At 54.3% G+C, this 21,479-nt stretch carries 15 protein-coding genes; 3 read left to right on the forward strand and 12 right to left on the reverse strand.

The genetic code is table 11. The features are described from left to right. Positions 1-200: 200 nt before the first annotated feature. Genes Q0Y46_RS06805 through Q0Y46_RS06815 form a run of 3 tightly spaced genes read right to left on the reverse strand, consistent with a single transcriptional unit; the run spans position 201 to position 3,829 of the window. Positions 201-1,913 carry an acyl-CoA dehydrogenase family protein gene (locus Q0Y46_RS06805; RefSeq protein WP_297946041.1) on the reverse strand — a complete coding sequence of 571 codons (1,713 nt, stop codon included), beginning with the start codon at positions 1,911-1,913 and terminating at the stop codon, positions 201-203. 5 nt (positions 1,914-1,918) lie between these two features. Then, positions 1,919-2,944, reverse strand: coding sequence for an electron transfer flavoprotein subunit alpha/FixB family protein (locus Q0Y46_RS06810; protein WP_173555602.1), 1,026 nt, complete (start codon positions 2,942-2,944; stop codon positions 1,919-1,921). A 3-nt stretch (positions 2,945-2,947) separates the two neighbouring features. Next, the gene (locus tag Q0Y46_RS06815) at positions 2,948-3,829 is read right to left on the reverse strand and encodes an electron transfer flavoprotein subunit beta/FixA family protein (protein ID WP_173342700.1); all 882 of its coding nucleotides are present in this window, start codon (positions 3,827-3,829) and stop codon (positions 2,948-2,950) included. A 315-nt stretch (positions 3,830-4,144) separates the two neighbouring features. Between Q0Y46_RS06815 and pyrH the strand changes: the two genes are divergently transcribed. From pyrH to Q0Y46_RS06830, 3 genes are all read left to right on the forward strand, one after another. Continuing rightward, positions 4,145-4,852: a UMP kinase gene (gene pyrH, locus Q0Y46_RS06820; RefSeq protein WP_297946044.1), complete on the forward strand. Its 708-nt coding sequence runs from the start codon at positions 4,145-4,147 to the stop codon at positions 4,850-4,852. A gap of 42 nt (positions 4,853-4,894) precedes the next feature. Beyond that, entirely contained in the window at positions 4,895-6,298 is a 1,404-nt protein-coding gene (locus Q0Y46_RS06825; protein ID WP_295679712.1) for a potassium transporter TrkG, read from the forward strand. A 163-nt stretch (positions 6,299-6,461) separates the two neighbouring features. Next, positions 6,462-7,118 carry a TrkA family potassium uptake protein gene (locus Q0Y46_RS06830; protein WP_295679715.1) on the forward strand — a complete coding sequence of 219 codons (657 nt, stop codon included), beginning with the start codon at positions 6,462-6,464 and terminating at the stop codon, positions 7,116-7,118. Positions 7,119-7,202: 84 nt separating this feature from the next. Here the strand turns inward: Q0Y46_RS06830 and Q0Y46_RS06835 are convergent, their stop codons facing one another. The 9 genes from Q0Y46_RS06835 to Q0Y46_RS06875 all read right to left on the reverse strand — a co-directional run bounded on the left by Q0Y46_RS06835 (position 7,203) and on the right by Q0Y46_RS06875 (position 21,473). After that, positions 7,203-9,083: a hypothetical protein gene (locus tag Q0Y46_RS06835; protein ID WP_295679717.1), complete on the reverse strand. Its 1,881-nt coding sequence runs from the start codon at positions 9,081-9,083 to the stop codon at positions 7,203-7,205. A 63-nt stretch (positions 9,084-9,146) separates the two neighbouring features. Next, positions 9,147-11,858 (reverse strand): helicase C-terminal domain-containing protein, encoded by a 2,712-nt coding sequence (locus Q0Y46_RS06840; RefSeq protein ID WP_297946047.1) that lies wholly within the window; start codon positions 11,856-11,858, stop codon positions 9,147-9,149. 12 nt (positions 11,859-11,870) lie between these two features. Then, positions 11,871-13,649 carry an Ig-like domain-containing protein gene (locus Q0Y46_RS06845; protein ID WP_295679723.1) on the reverse strand — a complete coding sequence of 593 codons (1,779 nt, stop codon included), beginning with the start codon at positions 13,647-13,649 and terminating at the stop codon, positions 11,871-11,873. Beyond that, positions 13,649-15,010: a signal peptidase I gene (gene lepB / locus Q0Y46_RS06850; protein WP_297946049.1), complete on the reverse strand. Its 1,362-nt coding sequence runs from the start codon at positions 15,008-15,010 to the stop codon at positions 13,649-13,651. The genes Q0Y46_RS06845 and lepB overlap by 1 nt, the downstream gene beginning before the upstream one ends. A gap of 13 nt (positions 15,011-15,023) precedes the next feature. Further along, on the reverse strand, positions 15,024-15,797 hold the full coding sequence (locus Q0Y46_RS06855) for a LytTR family DNA-binding domain-containing protein (protein WP_295679728.1): 774 nt from the start codon (positions 15,795-15,797) through the stop codon (positions 15,024-15,026). A gap of 3 nt (positions 15,798-15,800) precedes the next feature. After that, positions 15,801-16,274, reverse strand: coding sequence for a hypothetical protein (locus Q0Y46_RS06860; protein WP_295679730.1), 474 nt, complete (start codon positions 16,272-16,274; stop codon positions 15,801-15,803). 49 nt (positions 16,275-16,323) lie between these two features. Further along, positions 16,324-17,301, reverse strand: a complete 978-nt coding sequence (locus Q0Y46_RS06865) for an SUMF1/EgtB/PvdO family nonheme iron enzyme (protein WP_297946052.1) — start codon at positions 17,299-17,301, stop codon at positions 16,324-16,326. A 10-nt stretch (positions 17,302-17,311) separates the two neighbouring features. Next, entirely contained in the window at positions 17,312-20,701 is a 3,390-nt protein-coding gene (locus Q0Y46_RS06870) for a hypothetical protein (RefSeq protein WP_297946054.1), read from the reverse strand. Positions 20,702-20,726: 25 nt separating this feature from the next. Next, entirely contained in the window at positions 20,727-21,473 is a 747-nt protein-coding gene (locus tag Q0Y46_RS06875) for a hypothetical protein (protein WP_297946056.1), read from the reverse strand. Positions 21,474-21,479 lie beyond the last annotated feature (6 nt).

Below are 21,479 nucleotides of genomic sequence, written 5' to 3' on the forward strand. Positions count from 1 at the left end.
TAGTATAGTCTCGTTCTGAATATCTATGGCGAACAATTGCTGTTGCAATGTTTTTTTTACAACATTTTTTTACGTAAATAAAACGGAATATGGAAAAACTTTAGCTGTATTTTTTTTAGCAATTCAAAAAGACCTCGATTCATCACCGAGGCTTTCTTTAAAGGGAGATCCCCGCCTTCGCGGGAATGACATTCTATGGCTTATGCCTGCTTGTAGCTTTCCAGCGATTCCACGCTGAGGCTCTTCACAAAGTTGTAGTGCTTTGCGACTTCGGCTTCAGCGAGGTTCAGGTACACCTTCACGCTCTTGTCGAACAGTTCAGGCGACTTGGTGGCATCGCGGAGGAGCAGCTGGCTCATCACGCAGTTGGCGGCCATTTCGTACAGGTGACGGCTGCAGAGGTCGGTGAACTCGTTGTTGTTCGCGGCCTTCACGAATTCCACAGCTTCGTTGTACTTAGCGTCCATGGCCTTTGCGCGGGCCTTGAGTGCTTCGTATTCCGGGCGCACATCCTGGGCTTCGAATTCTTCGAGCATCTGGCTGTAGGTACCGGTGGTCACGTGCGGGAGAGCCGCAACCGTCTGCAACTGCGTCGTACCTTCGTAAATCGAAGTGATACGGGCGTCGCGGTACAGGCGCTGGCAAGCGTATTCGAGCATGTAGCCCGAACCGCCGTGAACCTGGATGCTGTCGTAGCTGTTGATGTTCGCGTATTCGGAGTTCATGCCCTTCGCGAGCGGAGTGCATGCGGAGGCGAGCTTCTGGTATTTCTTGAGTTCAGCCTTTTCTTCGTCGGTGAGCTTGCGGTCACGTTCGATGTCTTCGAGGCCCTTGTAGATGTCCACGTAGCTGGCGGTCAGGTACAACAGGGCGCGGCCTGCGTCGAGACGAGCCTTGATGTGGGAAATCATCTCGTACACGGCCGGGAAGTTCACGATAGCCTGACCGAACTGCTTACGGTCCTTGGCGTAGGCGAGAGCTTCGTTGTAGGCCATCTGGCTGATGCCCACGGACTGGGCGGCAATGCCGAGGCGGGCGCCGTTCATGAGGGCCATCACGTACTTGATGAGACCGAACTTGCGGCGGCCGCAGAGTTCAGCCTTGGCGTTCTTGTAGACAAGTTCGCAAGTCGGGCTTCCGTGGATACCCATCTTGTTTTCGATGCGGCGGACGTCAACGCCACCGTCGCGCTTGTCGTAGATGAACATGGAAAGGCCACGACCGTCGCGGGTGCCTTCTTCGGAGCGGGCGAGCACCAGGTGGATGTCGGAGTCGCCGTTCGTGATGAAGCGCTTCACGCCGTTCAAGTACCAGCACTTGTCCTCTTCGCTGTAGGTGGCCTTGAGCATCACGCGCTGCAGGTCGGAACCGGCATCGGGTTCGGTCAAGTCCATCGACATCGTTTCGCCGGCGCAGATGCGCGGAATGAAACGGGAACGCTGGTCTTCGTCGCCAAATTCATAGAGCGTCTCGATGCAGTCCTGCAAGGACCAGATGTTCTCGAAACCGGCGTCTGCAGAGGCGATCATTTCGTTGATGGCCGTGTAGGCGGTAATCGGGAAGTTCAGGCCGCCAAAGCGGCGCGGCATCGTGACACCGTTGAGGCCAGCCTTGCGGGTGGCTTCGAGGTTTTCGTAGGTCTTCGCGGCGTAACGAACGCGGCCGTTTTCGCAGTGCGGGCCTTCGGCGTCCACTTCTTCCGAGTTCGGGAAGACGGTGTTCGCGGTGATGTCGCCAGCGACTTCGAGCACGCGGTTGTAGTTGTCCATAGCGTCGGCAAAATCTTCCGGCGCATAGTCGAAAGCGTCCTTGTCGGCATAGCCCTTTTCCTTGAGCTCGACAATGCGCGGCATCAGGGAATTGCTTTCGAGGTTGAATTTAATCTCGGGATGATCTGTATAAAAATTCGCCATATCGCCTACTTATTGTTTGCCTTGTAATACTTGATCATCTTCGGGAGGACTTCTTCGACGGTGCCGTTGATCACGTAATCAGCGATAGCGTTGATCGGAGCTTCGGGGTCGGAGTTCACGGAGATGATGATACCTGAATCCTGCATGCCAGCGAGGTGCTGGATCTGGCCGGAAATACCGAAAGCGATATAGACCTTCGGGCGGACAGTCACGCCGGTCTGACCGATCTGGCGGTCATGATCGACAAAGCCCGCATCCACGGCGGCGCGGCTTGCACCCACTTCGGCGTGGAGTTCCTTGGCAAGTTCGAACAGCATGTCGAAGTTTTCCTTGGAGCCCATGCCGTAACCACCGGCGACCACGATCGGAGCGCCCTTGAGGTTGTGCTTGGCCTTTTCCACATGGCGTTCGAGCACCTTGACCACGTATTCCGTTTCCGGCACGTACTTGGCCACATCGTGCTTGATAACTTCGCCCTTGTAGTTCGGGTCCACGATTTCCTTCTTCATCACGCCTTCGCGCACGGTCGCCATCTGCGGACGGTGTTCCGGGTTCACGATCGTCGCGACGATGTTGCCGCCGAATGCCGGGCGGATCTGGCAAAGCTGGTTTTCGTAAGCCTTCTTCACGCCACCGATGCTCATTTCGAAACTGTCGATTTCGAGTTCGGTACAGTCGGCGGTAAGGCCGCTGTGCATGGCGCTGGAAATGCGCGGGCCGAGGTCACGGCCAATCACCGTTGCACCGAGCAAGCAAATCTGCGGCTGCTCTTCCTTGAAGAGGTTCACCACGAGGGCTGCATGCGGGTTGGTGGTGTAGGGGAACAGGCCTTCGGCGTCGAACACATGAACCTTGTCCACACCGTAGGGGAAAACCTGCTTTTCAATGCCATCGAGGCCCTTGCCGGCGCAGATGCACTCGAGCTGAACGCCGAGCGTGTTGGCCAGCTTGCGACCCTTGGACAAAAGTTCGAGGGAAACGTCAACGACGGTCGTGCCCTCAATTTCGCAATATACAAATACGTTATTCATAGGCTAGCCAATAATCTTCTCGTCTAAAAGTTCCTTGATAAGTCCTTCAACGTCGGCGTCGCTCGCGGTAAGCGTGCGGCTTTCCTTCGCCTTGAACACGATGTTCTTGACAGCCTTCACGTTCGTCGGAGAACCGGCCTTACCGATCTGCGTCGGGTCGGCGTCGATGTCTGCGGCACCCCACTGCGGGATGTCGAGGTAGGGCTTCTTCGCGATGAGGGCGGCGTACTTTTCGGCGGCTTCCGGAGCGCGTTCGGCGACGGCGGTCGCGTTCTTGAACTTCATGATGCGCTTCGCGTTGCGCGGGCGGCACGGAGCGGCACTGCCGTTCACGGTCACGACCAGCGGGAGCGGTGCTTCCACCGTTTCCACACCACCGTCGATATGGCGGCGGATCACGACCTTGCGGGCCTTCTCGTCGAGGCTCAAGATTTCTTCGGCATAGGTCACCTGGGTAAGGCCGAGCTTTTCAGCAATCTGCGGACCGACCTGTGCGGTGTCACCGTCGATAGCCTGGCGGCCACCAAGGATAATGTCATAGTCGCCGACCTTCTTGACGGCCTGGGCGAGCGTGTAGCTAGTAGCGAGCGTGTCGGCGCCACCGAGGGAACGGTCCGTAATAACGTAACCGCAGTCGGCACCGCGATACAGAGCTTCACGGATAACTTCGGCAGACTTCGGCAGACCCATCGTCAGCACGGTAATGGTGGAACCGGGGAACTGGTCCTTCAGGCGAAGGGCTTGCTCCAGGGCGTTCAGGTCTTCGGGGTTGAAGACCGCGGGCAAAGCGGCACGATTGATAGTACCCTGCGGCGTCATGGCGTCCGGGCCTACGTTTCGTGTATCAGGTACTTGCTTGGCAAGCACAACGATTTTAAGACTCATATATCCTTAACTGTTAGTGTTTAATTTGTTGGGGTACAAGATAGAAATTTTTTGAATTGCGGCCCAACTGCCAGTTCCAGTCGTTTCCGCGTCACGATGAAGTAAGAAAAGCGACACTTTTTTGTAACAAAGAATTTTAATCTTCCGAAGTCAAAGGGGGAAGAATCCCCCTCGCTCCAGCCGCACGCGTCTTCCGCTACCCCCTCTCCTAGGGGCACATCCCCTAAAACCCCTTTTGCCCACGCCTTTTTATTAAATTTTCAATGAAAAAATGGTGGCCCCAACCACCAATCACTAACCACAAATCACTTTATTATGTCCAAATTCAAACGCATTCTCTTGAAGCTCAGTGGCGAAGCCCTCGCAGGCGAAAAGGGCCACGGTATCGATAATACTATTCTCTCCGACATGGCAAGCGAAATCGCATCCATCGTCAAACAGGGCGTGCAGGTCGCGCTCGTGATTGGCGGCGGCAACCTCGTCCGCGGTATTTCCGCCTCCGCTGGCGGCATGAACCGCGCCCAGGGCGATGCCATGGGCATGCTCGGCACCGTGATGAACGGCCTTGCCATGCAGGATGCTCTCGACAAGCAGGGCGTGGATTCTGTGGTGATGTCCGCCATCCGTATGGAACCGGTCTGCGAATTCTTCGACCGCCGCAAGGCCCTCAAGCTCCTTTCCGCTGGCTCCGTGGTCATCTTCTCCGCCGGTACGGGTAACCCGTTCTTCACCACCGACAGCTGCGCCGCGCTGCGCGCCATCGAAAGCGAATGCGACGTGATCATGAAGGCCACCAAGGTCGACGGCATCTACACCGCAGACCCGGTCAAGGATCCGACGGCCACCCGCTTCGACGACATCAGCTACAAGGAAGTCATTTCCCGCGGCCTCAAGGTCATGGATACGGCAGCCGTTGCCCTCTGCATGGAAAACAACATGCCCATCTTCGTGTTCAAGATGGAAAAGGGGAACCTGACCCGCGCCGCCATCGAAGGCGACCTCGGGACGCTGGTCCACTGCTAAATCGGTTTCGAGAAACTCTTTTAAGCATTCTTAGTCATACCTATGCTACGTTCGAAGTACCAAGCGTTCACGGACACGACTTCCGAAAACGTCTTCAAGGCGAAAAAACAGGCGAACCCCATTACGTTGGTCGTGCTGGGCTATTTGCTCATCATAGCCGTCGGAGCCGTACTTCTCCGCTTGCCTGTCTCTACGCGTGAGCCCATCGACTTTTTGCAGGCGCTGTTCACGGCGACATCGGCCGTGTGCGTGACCGGGCTTTCTGTCATCGACATCAGCACCACGTTCACAGGGTTCGGTTACTGGGTTCTCGTCCTCCTGATGCAGCTCGGCGGTTTGGGTATCATGACCGTATCTACGGTGCTTATCTTGCTTGCCGGCATGCACCCGGGATTCAACCACCAGTCCGTCCTGCTTTCGAACTTCACGCAAGAAGGTAACGTCGACGCGAAGCGCATCCTCATGGCGGTGCTCCCCTTCACGTTCATCCTGGAAGCTATCGGTGGCGTTGTCTACTTCACGCAGTTCAGCAACATGGAACTGTACGACCGCATTTTCTGCTCTGTCTTCCAGGCAGTCAGTTCTTTCTGTAACGTCGGGTTCACGCTGTTCCCCGACTCGCTCATGCAATTCCAGCTCAACCCCGTCATGAACATCACGACATGTGTGCTTGCACTCGCAGGCGGATTCGGCTTCCTCGCTATCACGGAATTGCAGTACGCCTTCGACTTCAAGCGTCGCCGTTTCCGCAAGATTTCTCTGCATACACGCATTGCGACCTTCTGCACGCTCGTTATCGTTGCGGCAAGCATTGTCGCTTTCATGCTCACCGAATGGGGCAACACCCTCAACGGGCTCTCCTTCTTCGACAAGCTCCAGACCACGTTCTTCATGGCCTTCACGAGCCGTACCGCTGGTCTCAATACGGTAGACACTCCGGCCCTCTGCGCCAGTTCCCTGTTCTTCTTTATCATCATCATGTTCATCGGGGCTAACCCCGGTAGCTGCGGTGGCGGTATCAAGGTCACTACGGCAGCGGTCATCGGGCTCCTCGGCTTCAACAGGGTGCTCGGCCGCGAAAAGACCCAGGTCATGGGCCGCACCATTCCCGAAACCACGGTCGACAAGGCTGTGCGAATTTTCGTCGTGGCCATCGTGGTCATAGCACTTGCGACCATGGTGCTGCTCTGCACCGAAATCCCCGCAGGAGTGGGTTTCAACGAGAACGGCACGCCCTTCCTCAAGGTTTTGTTCGAAGTGGTGAGCGCCTACAGCACGTGCGGGCTTTCGATGGGTCTCACGGGCGAGCTTTCCACGGTTGGGCGCATCGTCATCTGTTGCGTGATGTTTATCGGACGTATGGGACCGTTGTTCCTCATCTCCGCCGTCGCCGGACGGGTCAAAAACACCACCTGGTTCGCCGAAGAAGATATAATGGTGGGTTAGGGATTAGAGACTAGGATCTAGGATCTAGAGGGTGGCTTCGCCGTGACTATTTACTCTAATCTCTAGTCTCTAGTTTCTAGCCCCTAAATTCTAGAGGGCGGCTTCGCCGCCATTATTCACTCTAGTCCCTAGCCTCTAGCCTCTATTTACTAAATTTCATCCCATGGCATCTAAGCAATACATCATCATCGGTCTTGGCAACTCTGCCATCTTCCTCGCCCGTCACCTGACGAGCCTCGGGCACGATGTGCTCGTGGTGGACAACCATCCCGAAAAGGTGCAAGACATTTCGAGCACCGTGTCGCAGGCCATGGTCGCCGACTCTACCCGCAAAAAGCAGCTTTCGAGCATCCCGCTGCAGAAGGCGGACTCCGTCATCGTCTGTATTGGCGAAAACCTGGAAGCAAGTCTCCTTACTGTGTTGAACTTGAAGGAACTCGGCGTCAAGCACATCATCGCGAAGTCCAGTAGCGCCGCCCACTCGAGCATCCTCGAAAAGCTCGGCGTCTCGGACATTTTCCACCCGGAACGCGACTCGGCCATCGCACTTGCCGAACGCCTGAACCGCCCGAACATGCTCGACTTCTTGCCGTTCATGGAAGGCTTCAGCATCGTCGAAGTCGTATGCCCCAAGGACTTCATCGGCAAGACTCTGAAGGATTTGAACATCACCCACAAGTACGGGGTGCAGGTCATCGCCATCCGCGACCCGCAAGAACCGACTCCCAAAATCGGTAACCTCGCCGACATCGTGCTGCAAGAAGACGACGTGCTCTTCCTCATCGGCCCGAACGACGCCCTCGACAAATTCAAGAGCTAAAAAGAACGGGCGCCCTATTGATTCCAATAAGCGCCCGCGCTATTATTTCCGGTTTTATCGAAACCTCCCGAACGGGAGGTTATTTTATGCGAATCTCTTGTGCAGGACCTTGATTTCCTGGATAAACGAAAGGTCCAACATGCTGACGGAATCTTCCTTGCTCTTCTGGATTTCCACGATGAAGGGAGCCTTTGCCAGGTGCAGGGAGTGTACCGAGAATACGATTTCTTCTTGCTGGGCCAAGCGCTTGTTCGGGTCCTTAATCTGGGCGGCCAGGAGAGTCCCCACCGTCTTCGCGTAGCGCAGCACCTTCACGAGGTCGAACGTATTCAACTTCTGGTAGAGGCTGCCGTACTTCGTCGAGTTCATCGTCGTCTGCAGCGAATCGCTATCGGCAGATTCCTTCAGGTCGTAGTCGGGCTTACCGGCCTTGGGCCAGGCCACGGCAAATTCCTTGCGCCATTCCTCGTCAGAGACAGGCTTGCGGTTGTCGGCCGAGCGGTTCACGAACGGGCAATAGCCAAAGTTCTCGAGGATGTCGAAGGCATAGCCTTCCTTCTCGGGATTCAGGATAAATCCGTAATTCGGGACATACTCCTCGACACATTCCATGAACTGTGCAAAGTTCGAAAGCTCCGAAAGAATTTGCTTGTTGTCAATTTTCATCAAGCGGACAGAACGGACGCGCACGCCATAGAAGGAGGAGTTCCATTCTTCAAGAGTCGAAAGCACATTCGCAGGCGGCTTGATCCAAGTGCAGAAATGGTCCACTTCGGTTTCGGGCATCCCGCTCTTGAGGCCTTCCAGGTAAACATCCTTGGCAAGCGTGAAGCAAAGCATGGTTTCGTCGTTCTTGACATTGGCGAGGCAAGCGAGCGTAAACAGCACGCGCGGAGAGGTCTCGACAGAAACGACCACGTCGAAGTTCGGGAGAGCCGAAATGCTCGGCTGCGGGAGCTGCACCGACGAGGGCGAAAGCCATTCCTTGCCGTTCGAACCCAACAGCACAGCGGAGACCTTCCCCTGCACCATGCGGAAGTCCACAAGGCCCAGGAGCCACAGTTCGCGGAGCGGGCGCGGCAGGTATTCCCACGGGAGCACCTTGTTGCGTTCGAGGATACGATACGACGGATCCATCACCCAGAAGAGGAACGCCGCCTCGGAAACGCTACGGCCGTTGTTCAAGGAACGGAGGAGCTGTTCCAGGTGTTCCCTGTCGCCATGGAAACGGCGGTTGAGCCACCAGTTCAGGATGTCCTGATGCAAACGGAAACCGTTCTTGCGCAAGAACTCGAGTGCATGTTCCGACGGCACGACAAAGGCGTCGTCTTGTTCGAGCCAGCCATTCTGCGTGAGGAACGAGAAGATGAGCATGAGCTCGTTCTCGGCAGCCTTCTCGCTCATGCGACGAGACATGGAGAACGCTTCGACACAAAGCATACGGCCTCGACGATGCAACGAGCCATTCGTATTTACACGCAGTTCCCTACGCTGGGCAAGGGAGAGGACAAAGCACACGTGCCAGTCCAGCATACGCCCAAAAGAAACTGCCGGCGAAGTCGTATCGAACTCGACCGTTTCGTCTATTTCGAAACAACCGACGAAGTTGGAAAAGCCCTGGTACACCGGAGTCGAAGAAGCAGAACGCCACAACACGAATTCGCGACACATAGACAAGAGGAACGTCTGCAAGTCGCGGCTCTTGTTCACCGGGATAGTCAGGCGCAGCTCGTTAAAAGTAAGGCCACGCGCACCACTATGATAAATCAGGTTCAGGCAGCGGCGCTGCCAAGCATCCATCTTCGAGAATAACGTGACAACACGTTCCCTATCACAAAAAAATTCCAATGTCTCGCTCAAAATAAGAGCGTTGTTCAGCAAGCCCTTCTTACCAAAGGCCTTGGCATGCGCAGCGCGAAGTAGCGGCTTGGACATGCCGTCAAAAAAAGCATTCAACTCAAGCATAAGCACCTTTTAATCGGGATGCCAAATTTAGAAAATTTTTGGCTCAGCGCCAAATGTCAGTCACTAGATGTACTTCTTCACGTCGTCCACGGAGAACAGGAATTTCTGTTTGAAATTCCATATCTTCTGGAACGTCTTCCCGTAGTGTTCGGTAACGACGCGATTGTCGAGAATAAGCACCTTTCCGGAGTCTCCCTCCGTACGCAAGAGTCTTCCGAGTCCCTGGCGCATTTCCATGTACGCCTCGGGCACGTAGTAGCTCTTGAAGGGGTTCTCACCGCGTTCTTTGTATTCGTTGCTGAGGCCCGCGACAATAGGGTCGGACGGGTTCGGGAACGGAAGCTTGGTAATCACGAGGAGCTTGAGAGCATCGCCCGGGAAGTCGACACCTTCCCACAGGCTCTGGCAGCCCAGCAAGCAGGCCCCGCGTTCCTTGCGGAACATCGTCACCAAACTGTCAAGCGAACCGTCTACATTCTGGCAGAGCAGGAGCTTGTTCTTCGAAGCGAATGCCGGAGCGAGGGCCGCCTGGGCCTTGAGCATCGCAGCAACACTCGTGAACAGCACCATCGTGTTTTCCTCGACATTCGGGAGAACTTCCACCAGCGTCTGGTTCATCGCATCGACGAATTCCGGAGCAGACGGCTTGGGCAGATACTTGGTAACATAGACGGAGCGACGGCCAGAAGAGACCGGCTGTTCGCTGTAAACGCGGTAGAACGGTTTCTTCGTAGAAGCAAGGCGGTCCATGCCCATGCGGTGCATGAAGTATTCCACGGAGTTCTGCACGGCAAGTGTTGCCGAAGTGAACGTCGCGGACTTGATCCACGAATAGAATTTTTCAGTCCACACAGATTCGAAATGGAGCGGATAGGCATACATCTTGAGCGTGTGCGGGTTAAACGGTTCTTCGAGGCAACAGACCCAATCCTTGCGGCCGGCCTTGGCAATGAATTCGAAATCGGCCATGTAACGGTCCATCTCGGCCAAACGGCCTTCGGCATCGTTCAGCAAGCCATCGACACTCTTCTCGTTGCGGATGTCGGCGAAAGCAGCGTCACTAGCGGACTTGACTGCTGCATAAGCATCCAAGAACGAAGTCGGGTCGACATCGTAATCTGCCTGGATGCCATTGGCAAACATGAGCCCACTGCGGGAGAGTTTCATCTTGCCAATCTTCTTGCCCAACTTCATGAACAAACGATGCAGCGCTTTCTCCATCTCGTTGAGCGAGAGCGTGAGCTGGTCCAGCTTTTCAACCGTGGCAGGCGATGCCTCCGGGAGGCGCGACTTGATGGATTCGATAAGCCCACCACGGCCATCGCGAGACGGCACAAGCGTCTTGATGATGTTACGGAACGTGAAGAACGAAATGGCACGGCCGAACGACTGGTTGCTTGCCGCAGGCAGGCGGTGCGCTTCGTCGAAAACGATATGCTCGTACGGCGGGAGGAGCGCAAAGTCGAGAGCGAGATCGGCAAGGAACAGAGAATGATTCACCAAAAGCAAGTTTGCACCCAAAGCGCGACGCTTGGCAGCGAGAGCCGGGCACTTCGCATAATGCGGGCACTTTTCACCAAGGCACGAAGATGCGTTGCTGGCGAGCTTGGACCAGAGAACCCTATTGCGGCCGACACTGAACGAGGCACATTCGTTGATGTCGCCGGTCTCGGTCGAAAGCACCCACGGAATGAGCGCCATGAACGAATCCAGTTCTTCGCCCAACAGGAGCGAAGACGACGAAGAAAGTTCCTCGAACTTGCGCAAGCAAAGATAGTTGTCGCGACCCTTGAGAATAGCCGGGATGAGTTTCCCGTTGTAGATTCCCATGAGCTGCGGGAGTTCGTTTTTCCAGAGTTGTTCTTGCAGGGCACGGGTTGCCGTGCTGATGACGACGCGTTCGCCGCTCACAGCCTTGTTCGCGGCACTCACCAAATATGCAAGCGTCTTGCCCGAACCTGTGGGAGCTTCAAGGACGCAAATGCCGCCCTTGTACATGTTGCGCTCCACGATAGAAGCATAGTCCTGCTGCATCTCGCGCGGGACAAAGTTTTCGACGAACATCGAAAGGAAACCGTTCTCCTTGAAGAACTCGCTCACACGCGGAGCCTTTTCTTGCGGGAGCGGAGCGGCTGCGGGGACATCGGGCAGCTTGTACTGAGGAGCCTTCCATTCGCCCTTGGCCTTCCCGAAAACAGATTCCCAGTCGGAACCTTCGCCAACACGCTTGAGCGCATCGACAAGCCACGGATCCATGGCAGAAATCTTTTCGAAGGCCATGACAAAAAGACGACCACAGGCATCGGCATCGGGCAGGGCACGGTGAGCACGGCTGCGTTCGATGTTCAGCATCTGCACGAGCGTATCGAGGCGGTGGTTCGGTGCATCCTGGTATGCAATGCGCGAGAACGTCAGCGAATCCCAGAACGGATGGTTCTCGTAGTCAATCCCCACCTTCTTGAGCGAGTTCTTGAGGAAACGAGAATCAAAGGCGGCGTTGTGCGCCACCAAGGGAAGGTCTCCGATAAATTCACAAATCTTGCCAGCAATGTCGGCGAACCCCTCGGCCGCATCGAGGTCGGCCTTGGCAATGCCCGTCAGGCATTCAATGAACGGGCGAAGTTCCGCACGGTCCGGCTTCACCAAGAAGTCAAGGGAATCCCCCGGCTTGCCTTTCACGAAGCGGACAAGAGCGACCTCGATAATCTCGTCGCTCTCAAACTCGAGCCCGGTCGTTTCCAAATCCACAGCAACAAAATCAGGAATCTTCTTCATTCTAACCATCCTTTATGGCAGCGCCGGCAATGGGGAGGCCACCAAGTCATTTAAAACGTTTTCGCCGTTCTTCACCTTGAGCGTATCGCCAAACGACCTCCAAGGTTTTCCGAAACGGAATGGGAATAGCGAGCCCGCATCGGGCGTGAGCTTGCCATCTTCGGCGTAATAGTAATCGATAAAATAGCTTCCTTCAACAATATCGTTGAAGGCAAAACTTCCGTCGGTGCCACAAACCGCATAAGAATACGTTTTTGCGTCAATGGAATAAAGGCGAACTTTCGCCCCCCCCTTGGCACCGGGAATTTTTCCGCGCAACATCGCCAACTTGAGTTTCGAGACCGTCTCGAAGCGCAGCAGGCGACGGTACTTCAAAGAGATGACGGTGTCACGGACGCCATTGCTGTCGGCTGCCGCCAAAGTCGTATCCTGGTAGCCTTGCAAGAAGTCTACCGTCACATCGGTGAGCCAAGGTTTCTCGTTAACCACAAGATAACGAATCGGGTCGATTTGCTTGATCTGGACTTCGGTCGTATCCTTGTTTATGGCGACAAAATATTTTTCCGTCATGGAATCCAAAACAGGCTTGTCGTAAGCGAACACGAGCGAATCGTCCGGGAAGGCGGCCTTGGCCTTGCCACGGATTGCCGTCTTGGATATCGAAGGAGGCATCGTGTCGCCCGCCATTTCTTGCCATTCCCAATCCAGTTCGTTACGCAGGGTGTCTAACGGACGGAACAGGGAATCCTTTGCTTGGGCACAAACAAACTTGTACGTTATCTCCTGTTTAGGCTTCTTGCTAAAGTAGAACCTGGGCTTGTTCGATGCAGCACCAAGGTACACATACGAAGGATAAAGTTCCGAATTGTCGGGACCGACGAGTTTGCAGTTTGTCGTATCGGCAAATGCAGAATCAAAATAGACCGGACGGGTAAACGTAGCTTCGAGCACCGAGGCGCCCGGCTGAGTCAAAGACGACAATTCAAGTTTTGTGGTATCTTGGTCGGCAAGCGGGACCCACAACGTGTCCGTCGTCGTCGAATCTAGAGACAAGTCGCCCGTCCACACGCCAACCAGTTCGGAACTCGCTTCGATTTTCTGGTTGCCGTTCGCATCCAGGAACGCGACAACGCGGTAACGGCCCGGTCGCAGTCCCGACAACACGAAGTTGCCCACGCTGTCGGTACGGGTGAGGAACAGCGGCGGTTCCTTGGTCAACATCGGCAAAGAATCTAGCGCATGAGTAACCGTGTCGCGGTACTTGTCCAAGTAGTGCCTGCCTTCGCGATCGGCGCCCATCAAGAACAGCCCTATGCTCGGGTAGACTTTCTTGCGAATCAGAGAATCGCTCACCAAGACACGCCCAAGAAGTTTCAAGGAGTCAATCTTTGCGCCCGTAGAAAACACAAGCTGGAAGGGGGTGGCGAGCATGTTGCCATGCAGGTCCTTGATACCTCCCGCAAAAGTCACCGTGTATGTCGTACCTGTATCCAACACAGCCCGCGACGTAAGCACGAGCGTCTTGCCACTCACTTCGAAGCGCATCTTCTTGTCTATCGGCGGAGAGATTGAGACAGCGCTACGCGGCACCGACGCATTGATCCACTCATCGAATTCCAGCTTCACGAAAAGTTCGTTCGGATGGTTCGTCGTATTCGGCGCCGGGTACACAGCGGCGACACGGGGTGGCAACTTGTCTTCGGGGCCACCACCGGGAGCCACCTGCGTCGCGCAGGAGAGCAACATCGCCATTCCGGCAAAAGCGAATACGAGAGGGAAGAACTTCATCATCAATCTATCAGGTCGATAATCTTACCAATGCGCGTCCAGCGGATCCTGAAGGGCAGGCGCCACCAGGTGAAGGGGTTGCCAAGCGCGAACGCCTGGTCGTCGTTCTCGAAAGAGAAGTAAAGAACAAAAGCCTTAGCACGAATATTGCGGAGCGTGACGAAGCCCCAATAGCGGCTGTCGGCGGAGTTGTCGCGGTTGTCCCCCATCATGAAGAACAGCGGAGTCTTCACCACATAGCGGTCAATCGGGTTCCCGTCCACAATCAACTTCTTGCGAATTTCAAAGTGCGGCTTTGCAGGCGCAGCAGAGGAATCTGTCACTGCGGCCGAAGAGTCCGCCAAGGTATCGGCGGCAAGCCGTGCATTCAGCTGCGCTACATTGCCCTCAAGGTCTTGCAACTGGGCACCTTCGAAAGCCATGTAACTCACGCGACGGGTAAACGTCCCTTGCATTTCTTCGGGAATCACGACTGGCAAGAACGCAATTCGTGCATAGTCCCTGTAAAACGCGAACGGCATCTTCCCGCGAACCGTATCGCCCTGGTTCACGCGTTGCAGCACAAGCTGGTTACGTTGGAGTAAAGCATTCAGCGTAAAGCCACGCTCGCTCTCGACCGGAATGCCAAAGTCCTCGAATTCGTAATTATTCGCCTCGACACCATCCTTCCACAGCGAGATATCGTATTCCACGCGGGAGTCCGGATTTTCCTGCACCACCACGGAACGCAGCCACCAAAGCTGTTCGAGCGAAAGAGAATCCACATACAAGGTATCCCCGACAGACGGGATCACTATCGGGCCGCGCTCGTCACGAGGCGAAGATGTTCTGTGCGAAGCCGTCCACTTGCCCTTCGCAGGGAGAGTCCGTTGCCACTCGCCATTCACGGCAAGCACGCCATTGTGGACCTGGAGCGTGTCGCCGCTTACCGCGACGCAGCGCTTGATATAGTCCTTCGGGCCGTCGGCATAATGCACCAGGTGAGGCTGGCCGTCTGCCGGTTCGTGGTCCCAATACACATTACCGAACATGAGCGCGTTGAACATGTGCGTGTAGCGCGCCGGGTTGTTGTCCGGATATTCGGGTTCGCCCGGGTAACGGAAAATTACGACATCCCCGCGTTCCGGGAGAGCATAGCCCGGGAACTTCTGGTTCGTGAAAGGAATCGGCGAGCCATACGTAAACTTGAGCCCTAAAAGGAAATCGCCTGTGAGCAAGGAGTTCTCCATGGAGCCGCTAGGAATCTGGAACGCCTGGACCACATACTGGATGACGATAAGGGCTAACGCAACCGGAACGATAATCTCCCTTGTCAGGGATTTCAAAAACTTGGGTATCGAAAACTGTTTCTTGTCACTGTCCATCAGGAACTCCAAATTAAAGGTTCTTCACCTTCTTCACAAAATTACGGCTCACCATCAACTGCGTATGGTCCTTATCGCGCAGCACAACGTTCAAGCGGCTTGCATCGGTCTTGCGCATCTCGGCAATGTAATCGATAGCCACCAAGTGCGCGCGGTGGATTCGCACGAACACACGCGGGTCGAGCCGTTTTTCCAAATCGACCAGGGGGGTGTCGATGATGTAGCGGTTATTCATCGTGTAGACCGTCGTGTACTTTTCCTCGCTCTGGAAGCGGACGATTTCGTCGACATTCACGAGCAAGATACGGTCCCCGATTTTCACCTGAATCCGTTGCATGTACTGGTCGTCGTTATTCACCATAGCACGGAACTTGTCCCACGAGAAATCTCCCGGCATCTGCTGTTCCGAAACCATTGAAGAAAAGCGCTTGCGCAACTTTGCGACCGTGGCCTCGAAACGCTCCGGTTCAATCGGCTTGAGCAGGTAATCTACGGTATTCTCTTCGTAAGCGCGGAGAGCAAAATCTTCGAACGCCGTCGTAAAGACAATCAGCGGCATGTCGTCGTCCATGTCCAGGGCATGCAACACTTCGAAAGCGTTCATGTCCACCATCTGAATGTCCAAGAAAACCACGTCAGGGACAAGTTCCCTAATTTGCTCTATCGCCGTTGCCCCCGAAGAGGCTTCGCCAACAATTTCAAACTCCTGGGAATACGGTTCCAACAGGGAACGCATACGCATGCGGGCGAGAGGTTCGTCGTCAACAATGAGGACTCTACACAGCATAAACTACTCCGCGGCCTTTTGTGAACCACTCGAATCAGGAACAGCCTTCATCTTGGGCATGGTAAAAATACGGATAAGTTCGTACTTCAATTCATCCTCGTTCAAATAAGGTTGACCGCTGCCATTCAGCAGTTCAAGGTTGCCCATGCGATTACGCTTGAAATTCCAGTTGCGCCATTTGGGTAAAGAGAGCGTGATAATGCTGTCGGGACCGACTTCGTACTTTCCCTGCAAAGTGTCCACCGCCATCGTGTCCATGACAAGCGTACGGATTGCCGTAACCCCACTATCGGCAGCAAAAACGGCGCGGACAATGAGAGCCTTGCAATTGTCACAGGGGAACTGCCCCGAATACTGCCCTGCCAGTTCCGAAGGCACTTCTACGTGCGGCAATTGCGGCAGAGGTTCCGACTTCTCCTCGGAGCAGGCAAACAAGCCCAAACATAAAGCAAGCACAACCAATCTATACTTCATCATGGGGAAAAATGTAGCAAAAATAAATTCGGAACTTAGGCTATCTTATACATCAAAAGCCTTTTGAATAGGCTATCCTGAAGCCCACTGTGACACCATGGTACAGAGGGTCCTTCTTGTCGCGTTCCTTCGGGGCAATTTTTGCAACTTTATCGGTCCAGCCGCCACCACGGACACACTTCGATGTCCCTGTCGATGGCCCGACGGGGTTCTCCTCGTCTTTTGTGGAATAGCTGTCGTACCAATCGTTAACCCACTCGGCAACATTACCGGCCATGTCGTAAAGTCCATAAGCATTAGGGATGAACTGCGCCACCTCCGTAGGCCCTTTACTTTGTCCGTAATACGCATACTCGGAAGCCGGTTCGCTTCCCCAATAGTTCGCCGATTCGTACACTCCTCCGTGCGCAGCCACTTCCCATTCCATTTCCGTCAGCAACCGGATTCCCTCAACGGAGTAATCAATTTTCAGGTCTTCCAAGAAATTCTCATCGCCCACAGACTTGTACGTATAAACCGTATCCAGGCCGACTTTTTTGGACAACGCATTGCAGAATAATACCGCATCGAACCAAGAGACATTCACGACAGGCAGGCTATCCTTCTCCTTGTCCTGATTAGGTAGCGAGCCAACCACTTCTTTATACAACTTCTGCGTCACTTCCGTCGTCGCGATATAATACGAAGAGACAGAATACTTGATTGTGCCACGATTGAGCATCATTGACGGGATGTAGACAAATTCTAGACCTTCCGTAGAATCACTGAACAAAGAATCACCGAACAAAACAAGGACTTCAACTTTCAAAGAATCCGAGGGCTCAACATCCTTAGGTTTATCTTTGTCTTTTTTGGAATCCTTTTCCCCGTTGTCATCGGAATCGTTGCCTCCGGCAGAGCCATAATGAGCATCTTCGTTAGGAGCAATCTCTACAGCATCGCCACCTGCACTACAAGCAGTAACACAGGCCAGCGACCACGCAAGCACCGTTCCAGCCCAAAGGCCCATTGACCATTTCGCAAGAGACATCTGCACCCCCTTAGCGGACAATTCCCACGCGGAACACCTTCTGCTTTGTCTTTCCGCCTTCAAACTCGACCTTCAGGCGAGCCGTGTATACATCGCTGCCGAGCGATTTCAAATCCAGATTTTCGGACTCGTTCCGGCCGGCATTCAAGTCACTCATTTTCTTCTTGAACACGCACAGGCCCGTAATGTCGTACAGTTCAAACGTCGCTGTCTTGGCCGGAGCACCGATTTCAAAGCGAGCCTTGGCCTTGCCATCTTTCACCGGGTTCGGGTACACAAAGAATTCGGTAATCTCTTTCTTGGCTTCTTTTTTCTTCGCTTCGTCCAGGCGGCTTGCGTCAAAGAATCCCGTACGTTCGTTGCCACCCGACGGGAGCGTCCATGCTGCCACAGAAGAGGCCGCATTCTTGGAAGCCTTGCGCAGGCGGAATGCAGACATATTCTCCCGATGCAAAGCATAAATCTCCGGGCCAGCCGATTTCTTGTCGGGAACTGCATTCGCAACAAAAATGCTCATGGGCTGGATCGTGCCAAGCGAATCCAGCATTTCAAGGCTACCTGCCGCAAGCGGGAACTGGCCATTCACCGATTTTCCCTTGCCCGTGTAAGCATAGACAATGCCGTCGCTGCTCGGCACAAGGATTTCGGGCGTATCGTCACCATTCACGTCGACAAGCAGGGGGTCGCTGAAGAATGCGTACACAGGACTGCCGCGAGTAATCTTCACCGGGAACCCGCCAAGAGGCAAGCCCGAACGATCGAGTGCGTAAACGAGGTTATCTCCCAAGAAGACAATTTCGGGGTAACCATCACCATTGATATCGCCCATCGCAATCCCGGAAGTTTCATGCATCAAGCCGCTTGTGCCTTCGCTGCCGCGCTTGTACGTTTTGCTCCAGTTCAAGCCCTTCTTGGATTCCACCACGCCAGCAGCCGCTACTGTCCCGCGGCTACCCACGGCAATCACATCGACAACACCGTCACGGTCCAAATCAGTGCATGCCAAGCGGAACTTTTCCTTGCTCTTGCCGTTCAGCTTTATTTCGCGATCCTGGACATAAATTGCGCCCTTGTCTGTCACGTAGGCAAACAAATCCTTATTGTCGGAGCTGCCGCAATACGCCATATCAACGACACCTTCGCGTTCTTCTGCCAGCTTGAGTTTTCCACTAGCCTTGTCAAAAACAACGATTCCCTTTTCGGTCGCCAGGCGGACTTCTCCCCCGACAACCATCGGCCCCGCACTCGCCGATTCAATATCAAAAGACTCTTGCATCGGAATTCCGCTCGCAAAGGACGTCTTCACGAACTTTCTCCTGTGCAGGCTATAAACATCCTTGCCATCGCTTGCCATGCCCACCAGCGGGCCATAACTTGCACCTACGCGATATAGCGGAACCTTCTTCGTCGAATCCTTCTTCGAAATTTTCGGCAAGGTCACGACCGTATCGGCATCGAACAACGTATCGCCAAGGGCATTGAACACCTGGAGCGTCCCGTCCATAGCCCCCACGACAAGCAGTTTTTCGCCCTCGTTTTCAGGGTCATCGACAAACACAGCACCGCTTACGGCACTGACAAGCCCGATGTTGCGCGGGAATTGTCCTCCCGTGATACTTCCGTCATCGATGCTGACTGTCACACTGATCACAGGCGCCGCATAATTTATCACGCTATCGCCCATAAAGGCGTTCGCGGTCTTTTCTTTGCGAGCTTTATCTGGCATGCTCACCGTAATCTTGATGCCAGTATAGCCACCCTGCGTCGTCTGCGTGTTGGCATAACCCGTCGGTTCAATCGTATTCACGACTTCGAACTTCTCGCCCGATTTGCCCCCAAAGCGCTTGTGCGGCAACAAGTCCGTACCGGAGCCATAATCGTATGTGTCACGGCCGAGCGCATTCTTGAACGTTTTCCCGATACTCAAGATGCCATCCGCTTCCACGAGCGAGATTCCGAACAAGTGGTCGCGCAAGGTATCGCCTTCCCAGGCGTTCGCATAACCATGCTGCAAAGTTTCACGCAGGTACCATTCGTTCACTCTCCATACGGTAATACCGCTCGCCGGGAGGCCTGCATCAAACGAACTCAGCGACAGAATAATCCCGCTGGCCTTTTTCGTATTCTTTTTGCACTTACTCTTGACGCAAATGCTGTCCAAGAAAACATTGCCAATGCTATCTATTGTAATGGTATCCTTCCAAGATTCATCATCTGCAGAAGCCGCTCCGAGTTCAATATAGACATCGCCGTTCTTCTTCAAGGAGCGCTGGCGATTTTCTATGAGCAGGTATTCGCTTGCACTCAACGGGACTTTCACGATTTCGGTCCCCAGCCCGCTACCCGCAGCTGCGATATCTACAGTAACGCCCTTGCCCGCTACCGGGCGCACTTCCTTGACCGAGCTCCAGCCCATGTAGGCACGATTCCAAGCGTTCGGCAAGGCCGGCATAAACCCGTTACCCGCGACATACCCGGCAAAATCCATCACGTCGAAATTACCCAGGCGAGAAATGCCCTTCGACACATCGTAAGTGTCGGGCATGCCCAACTCACGGCCAATCTGGTTCACCAATATTCCGTTGATACCCCAATTCAACCCGTCTTGCGATGCCGTCTCGCTCATGACCATAATCGTCTTGAGCGTATCGATGGTGGCATCCTTGAGCACAAGACCAGTCACCACCGAAGAATCCTTTTTCAGTTTCTTCCCGTACGAATCCGTTTCCACCTTTTTCACGGCAACATAGTTAGAATCCTTGGAGAGATATTCCCAAAAATCCGGTGAGACATAGTAGTCCATGAAATCGCCCGGAGTATCGGCTCCGTCGGTTCCCATAGAACCACCATCCACGAGCTTGCTTGCACCCGCATGGATAATCATATACACGCGTTTCGTGTTCGGGTTCTTGGGCAACGGTTCCTTGAACGGGGAATCTTTGGAACTATGCGCAGCCATCACTGCATCGTAAACAAAGGAGAGGTAGTCGCGGGCGCGGGCCTCGCCATACGCCGCCAATTTTTCGCCCTTCATCCTCTTGGTTCGGTTATAGTCGATAATCGGCTTCTTCAGTTCGTAAACCGTCTGCCCCGACGATGCCCTGGGGAAAATTTCGGCACGGATAGCCAGCTTGCCGCCACTCGCCGCCTGGTAATAGGCATTCGCGAATTCAAAATGCTTTTGCCAATATGCAGCCGAATTGCGCATTTTCACGGGGTCTAGGCTGTAGACCTCTTTGTTCTTCAAGTCCGAGCCGAACGTGCCATCCCCTGTCGTGAGGGAATTGTCCGGTTCTTCTTTCTTGAACTGGACCAAGAAGGCATAAACCTCAAGCGTGTCTGCCGCAAAAACGGCAGAAGAAAGCATGCAAAATAAAAAAGCGAGAACGAATTTCATCATATGTTATCCAATCTACAAAAAAACATTACTCGATACGCCGATAACTCTTAGGAATATTGAGGCGCCAGATACCTAAGCCGAACGTTTGCCTGTGTTTCACGGTTTTCACGTGAATTTCCAGGTATTTCTTGCCATTCCGTTCAAATACGACATGCGCGGGGATTCTTGTCCCTTCGAATTCCTTGAACCCGTCAAACTGGATTTTCTCCACTTTTCCGTCCCGGCCAGTACGGCTTATCCAGGCGACATCCGCCCCGTTTTTGCCATAGCTGAACTCACGACCGGTCGATTCCACCGCTTTCCCGTCGCCCAAATCCTTGTAGCCATCGGGCAGGAGTTTTCCTTCAAAGACGGAGGCCACCTGGTGAATATGCACCAAGGGTATCGTGCTGTCGCTGAACAGCCCCACCATGTAACCGGCGCCCTTCACGTACATTTTCTCTGTCGGGAAAACGACTTGCCAGCCTTCTTCCTTCCACAGCAAACTCGCGACACCAATACCCATCGTCCCCGTGAGTTCCATACGGTAACGCTTCCCCGGTACAGAGAAAAGCACCGCGTCGAACTCTTGTTCCTTGCCCGACTTGTCGAAAAGGGCGAATTTGAATTTCGCCTTGAGGCTGTCGGTCACCGCGACAACCGGAGCATCGCCTACAGCATCTGCTTTGCGCACTGCATTGGAACCGGAGCAACCGCAAAGCGCCAAAAATGCAAGTACGGCGCACAGGAAAAAACGATATGCCAGAGAAATCTTTTGTGCAGCCCCGAACATAGCCGC

The sequence above is a fragment of the uncultured Fibrobacter sp. genome (genome assembly GCF_947305105.1).
Taxonomy (GTDB): domain Bacteria; phylum Fibrobacterota; class Fibrobacteria; order Fibrobacterales; family Fibrobacteraceae; genus Fibrobacter.

Bases quoted from the DNA above. Each gene is read 5' to 3' on its own strand.
- Q0Y46_RS06805 (WP_297946041.1), bottom strand. From the start codon at position 1,913: ATGGCGAATTTTTATACAGATCATCCCGAGATTAAATTCAACCTCGAA.
- Q0Y46_RS06810 (WP_173555602.1), bottom strand. From the start codon at position 2,944: ATGAATAACGTATTTGTATATTGCGAAATTGAGGGCACGACCGTCGTT.
- Q0Y46_RS06815 (WP_173342700.1), bottom strand. From the start codon at position 3,829: ATGAGTCTTAAAATCGTTGTGCTTGCCAAGCAAGTACCTGATACACGA.
- pyrH (WP_297946044.1), top strand. From the start codon at position 4,145: ATGTCCAAATTCAAACGCATTCTCTTGAAGCTCAGTGGCGAAGCCCTC.
- Q0Y46_RS06825 (WP_295679712.1), top strand. From the start codon at position 4,895: ATGCTACGTTCGAAGTACCAAGCGTTCACGGACACGACTTCCGAAAAC.
- Q0Y46_RS06830 (WP_295679715.1), top strand. From the start codon at position 6,462: ATGGCATCTAAGCAATACATCATCATCGGTCTTGGCAACTCTGCCATC.
- Q0Y46_RS06835 (WP_295679717.1), bottom strand. From the start codon at position 9,083: ATGCTTGAGTTGAATGCTTTTTTTGACGGCATGTCCAAGCCGCTACTT.
- Q0Y46_RS06840 (WP_297946047.1), bottom strand. From the start codon at position 11,858: ATGAAGAAGATTCCTGATTTTGTTGCTGTGGATTTGGAAACGACCGGG.
- Q0Y46_RS06845 (WP_295679723.1), bottom strand. From the start codon at position 13,649: ATGATGAAGTTCTTCCCTCTCGTATTCGCTTTTGCCGGAATGGCGATG.
- lepB (WP_297946049.1), bottom strand. From the start codon at position 15,010: ATGGACAGTGACAAGAAACAGTTTTCGATACCCAAGTTTTTGAAATCC.
- Q0Y46_RS06855 (WP_295679728.1), bottom strand. From the start codon at position 15,797: ATGCTGTGTAGAGTCCTCATTGTTGACGACGAACCTCTCGCCCGCATG.
- Q0Y46_RS06860 (WP_295679730.1), bottom strand. From the start codon at position 16,274: ATGATGAAGTATAGATTGGTTGTGCTTGCTTTATGTTTGGGCTTGTTT.
- Q0Y46_RS06865 (WP_297946052.1), bottom strand. From the start codon at position 17,301: ATGTCTCTTGCGAAATGGTCAATGGGCCTTTGGGCTGGAACGGTGCTT.
- Q0Y46_RS06870 (WP_297946054.1), bottom strand. From the start codon at position 20,701: ATGATGAAATTCGTTCTCGCTTTTTTATTTTGCATGCTTTCTTCTGCC.
- Q0Y46_RS06875 (WP_297946056.1), bottom strand. From the start codon at position 21,473: ATGTTCGGGGCTGCACAAAAGATTTCTCTGGCATATCGTTTTTTCCTG.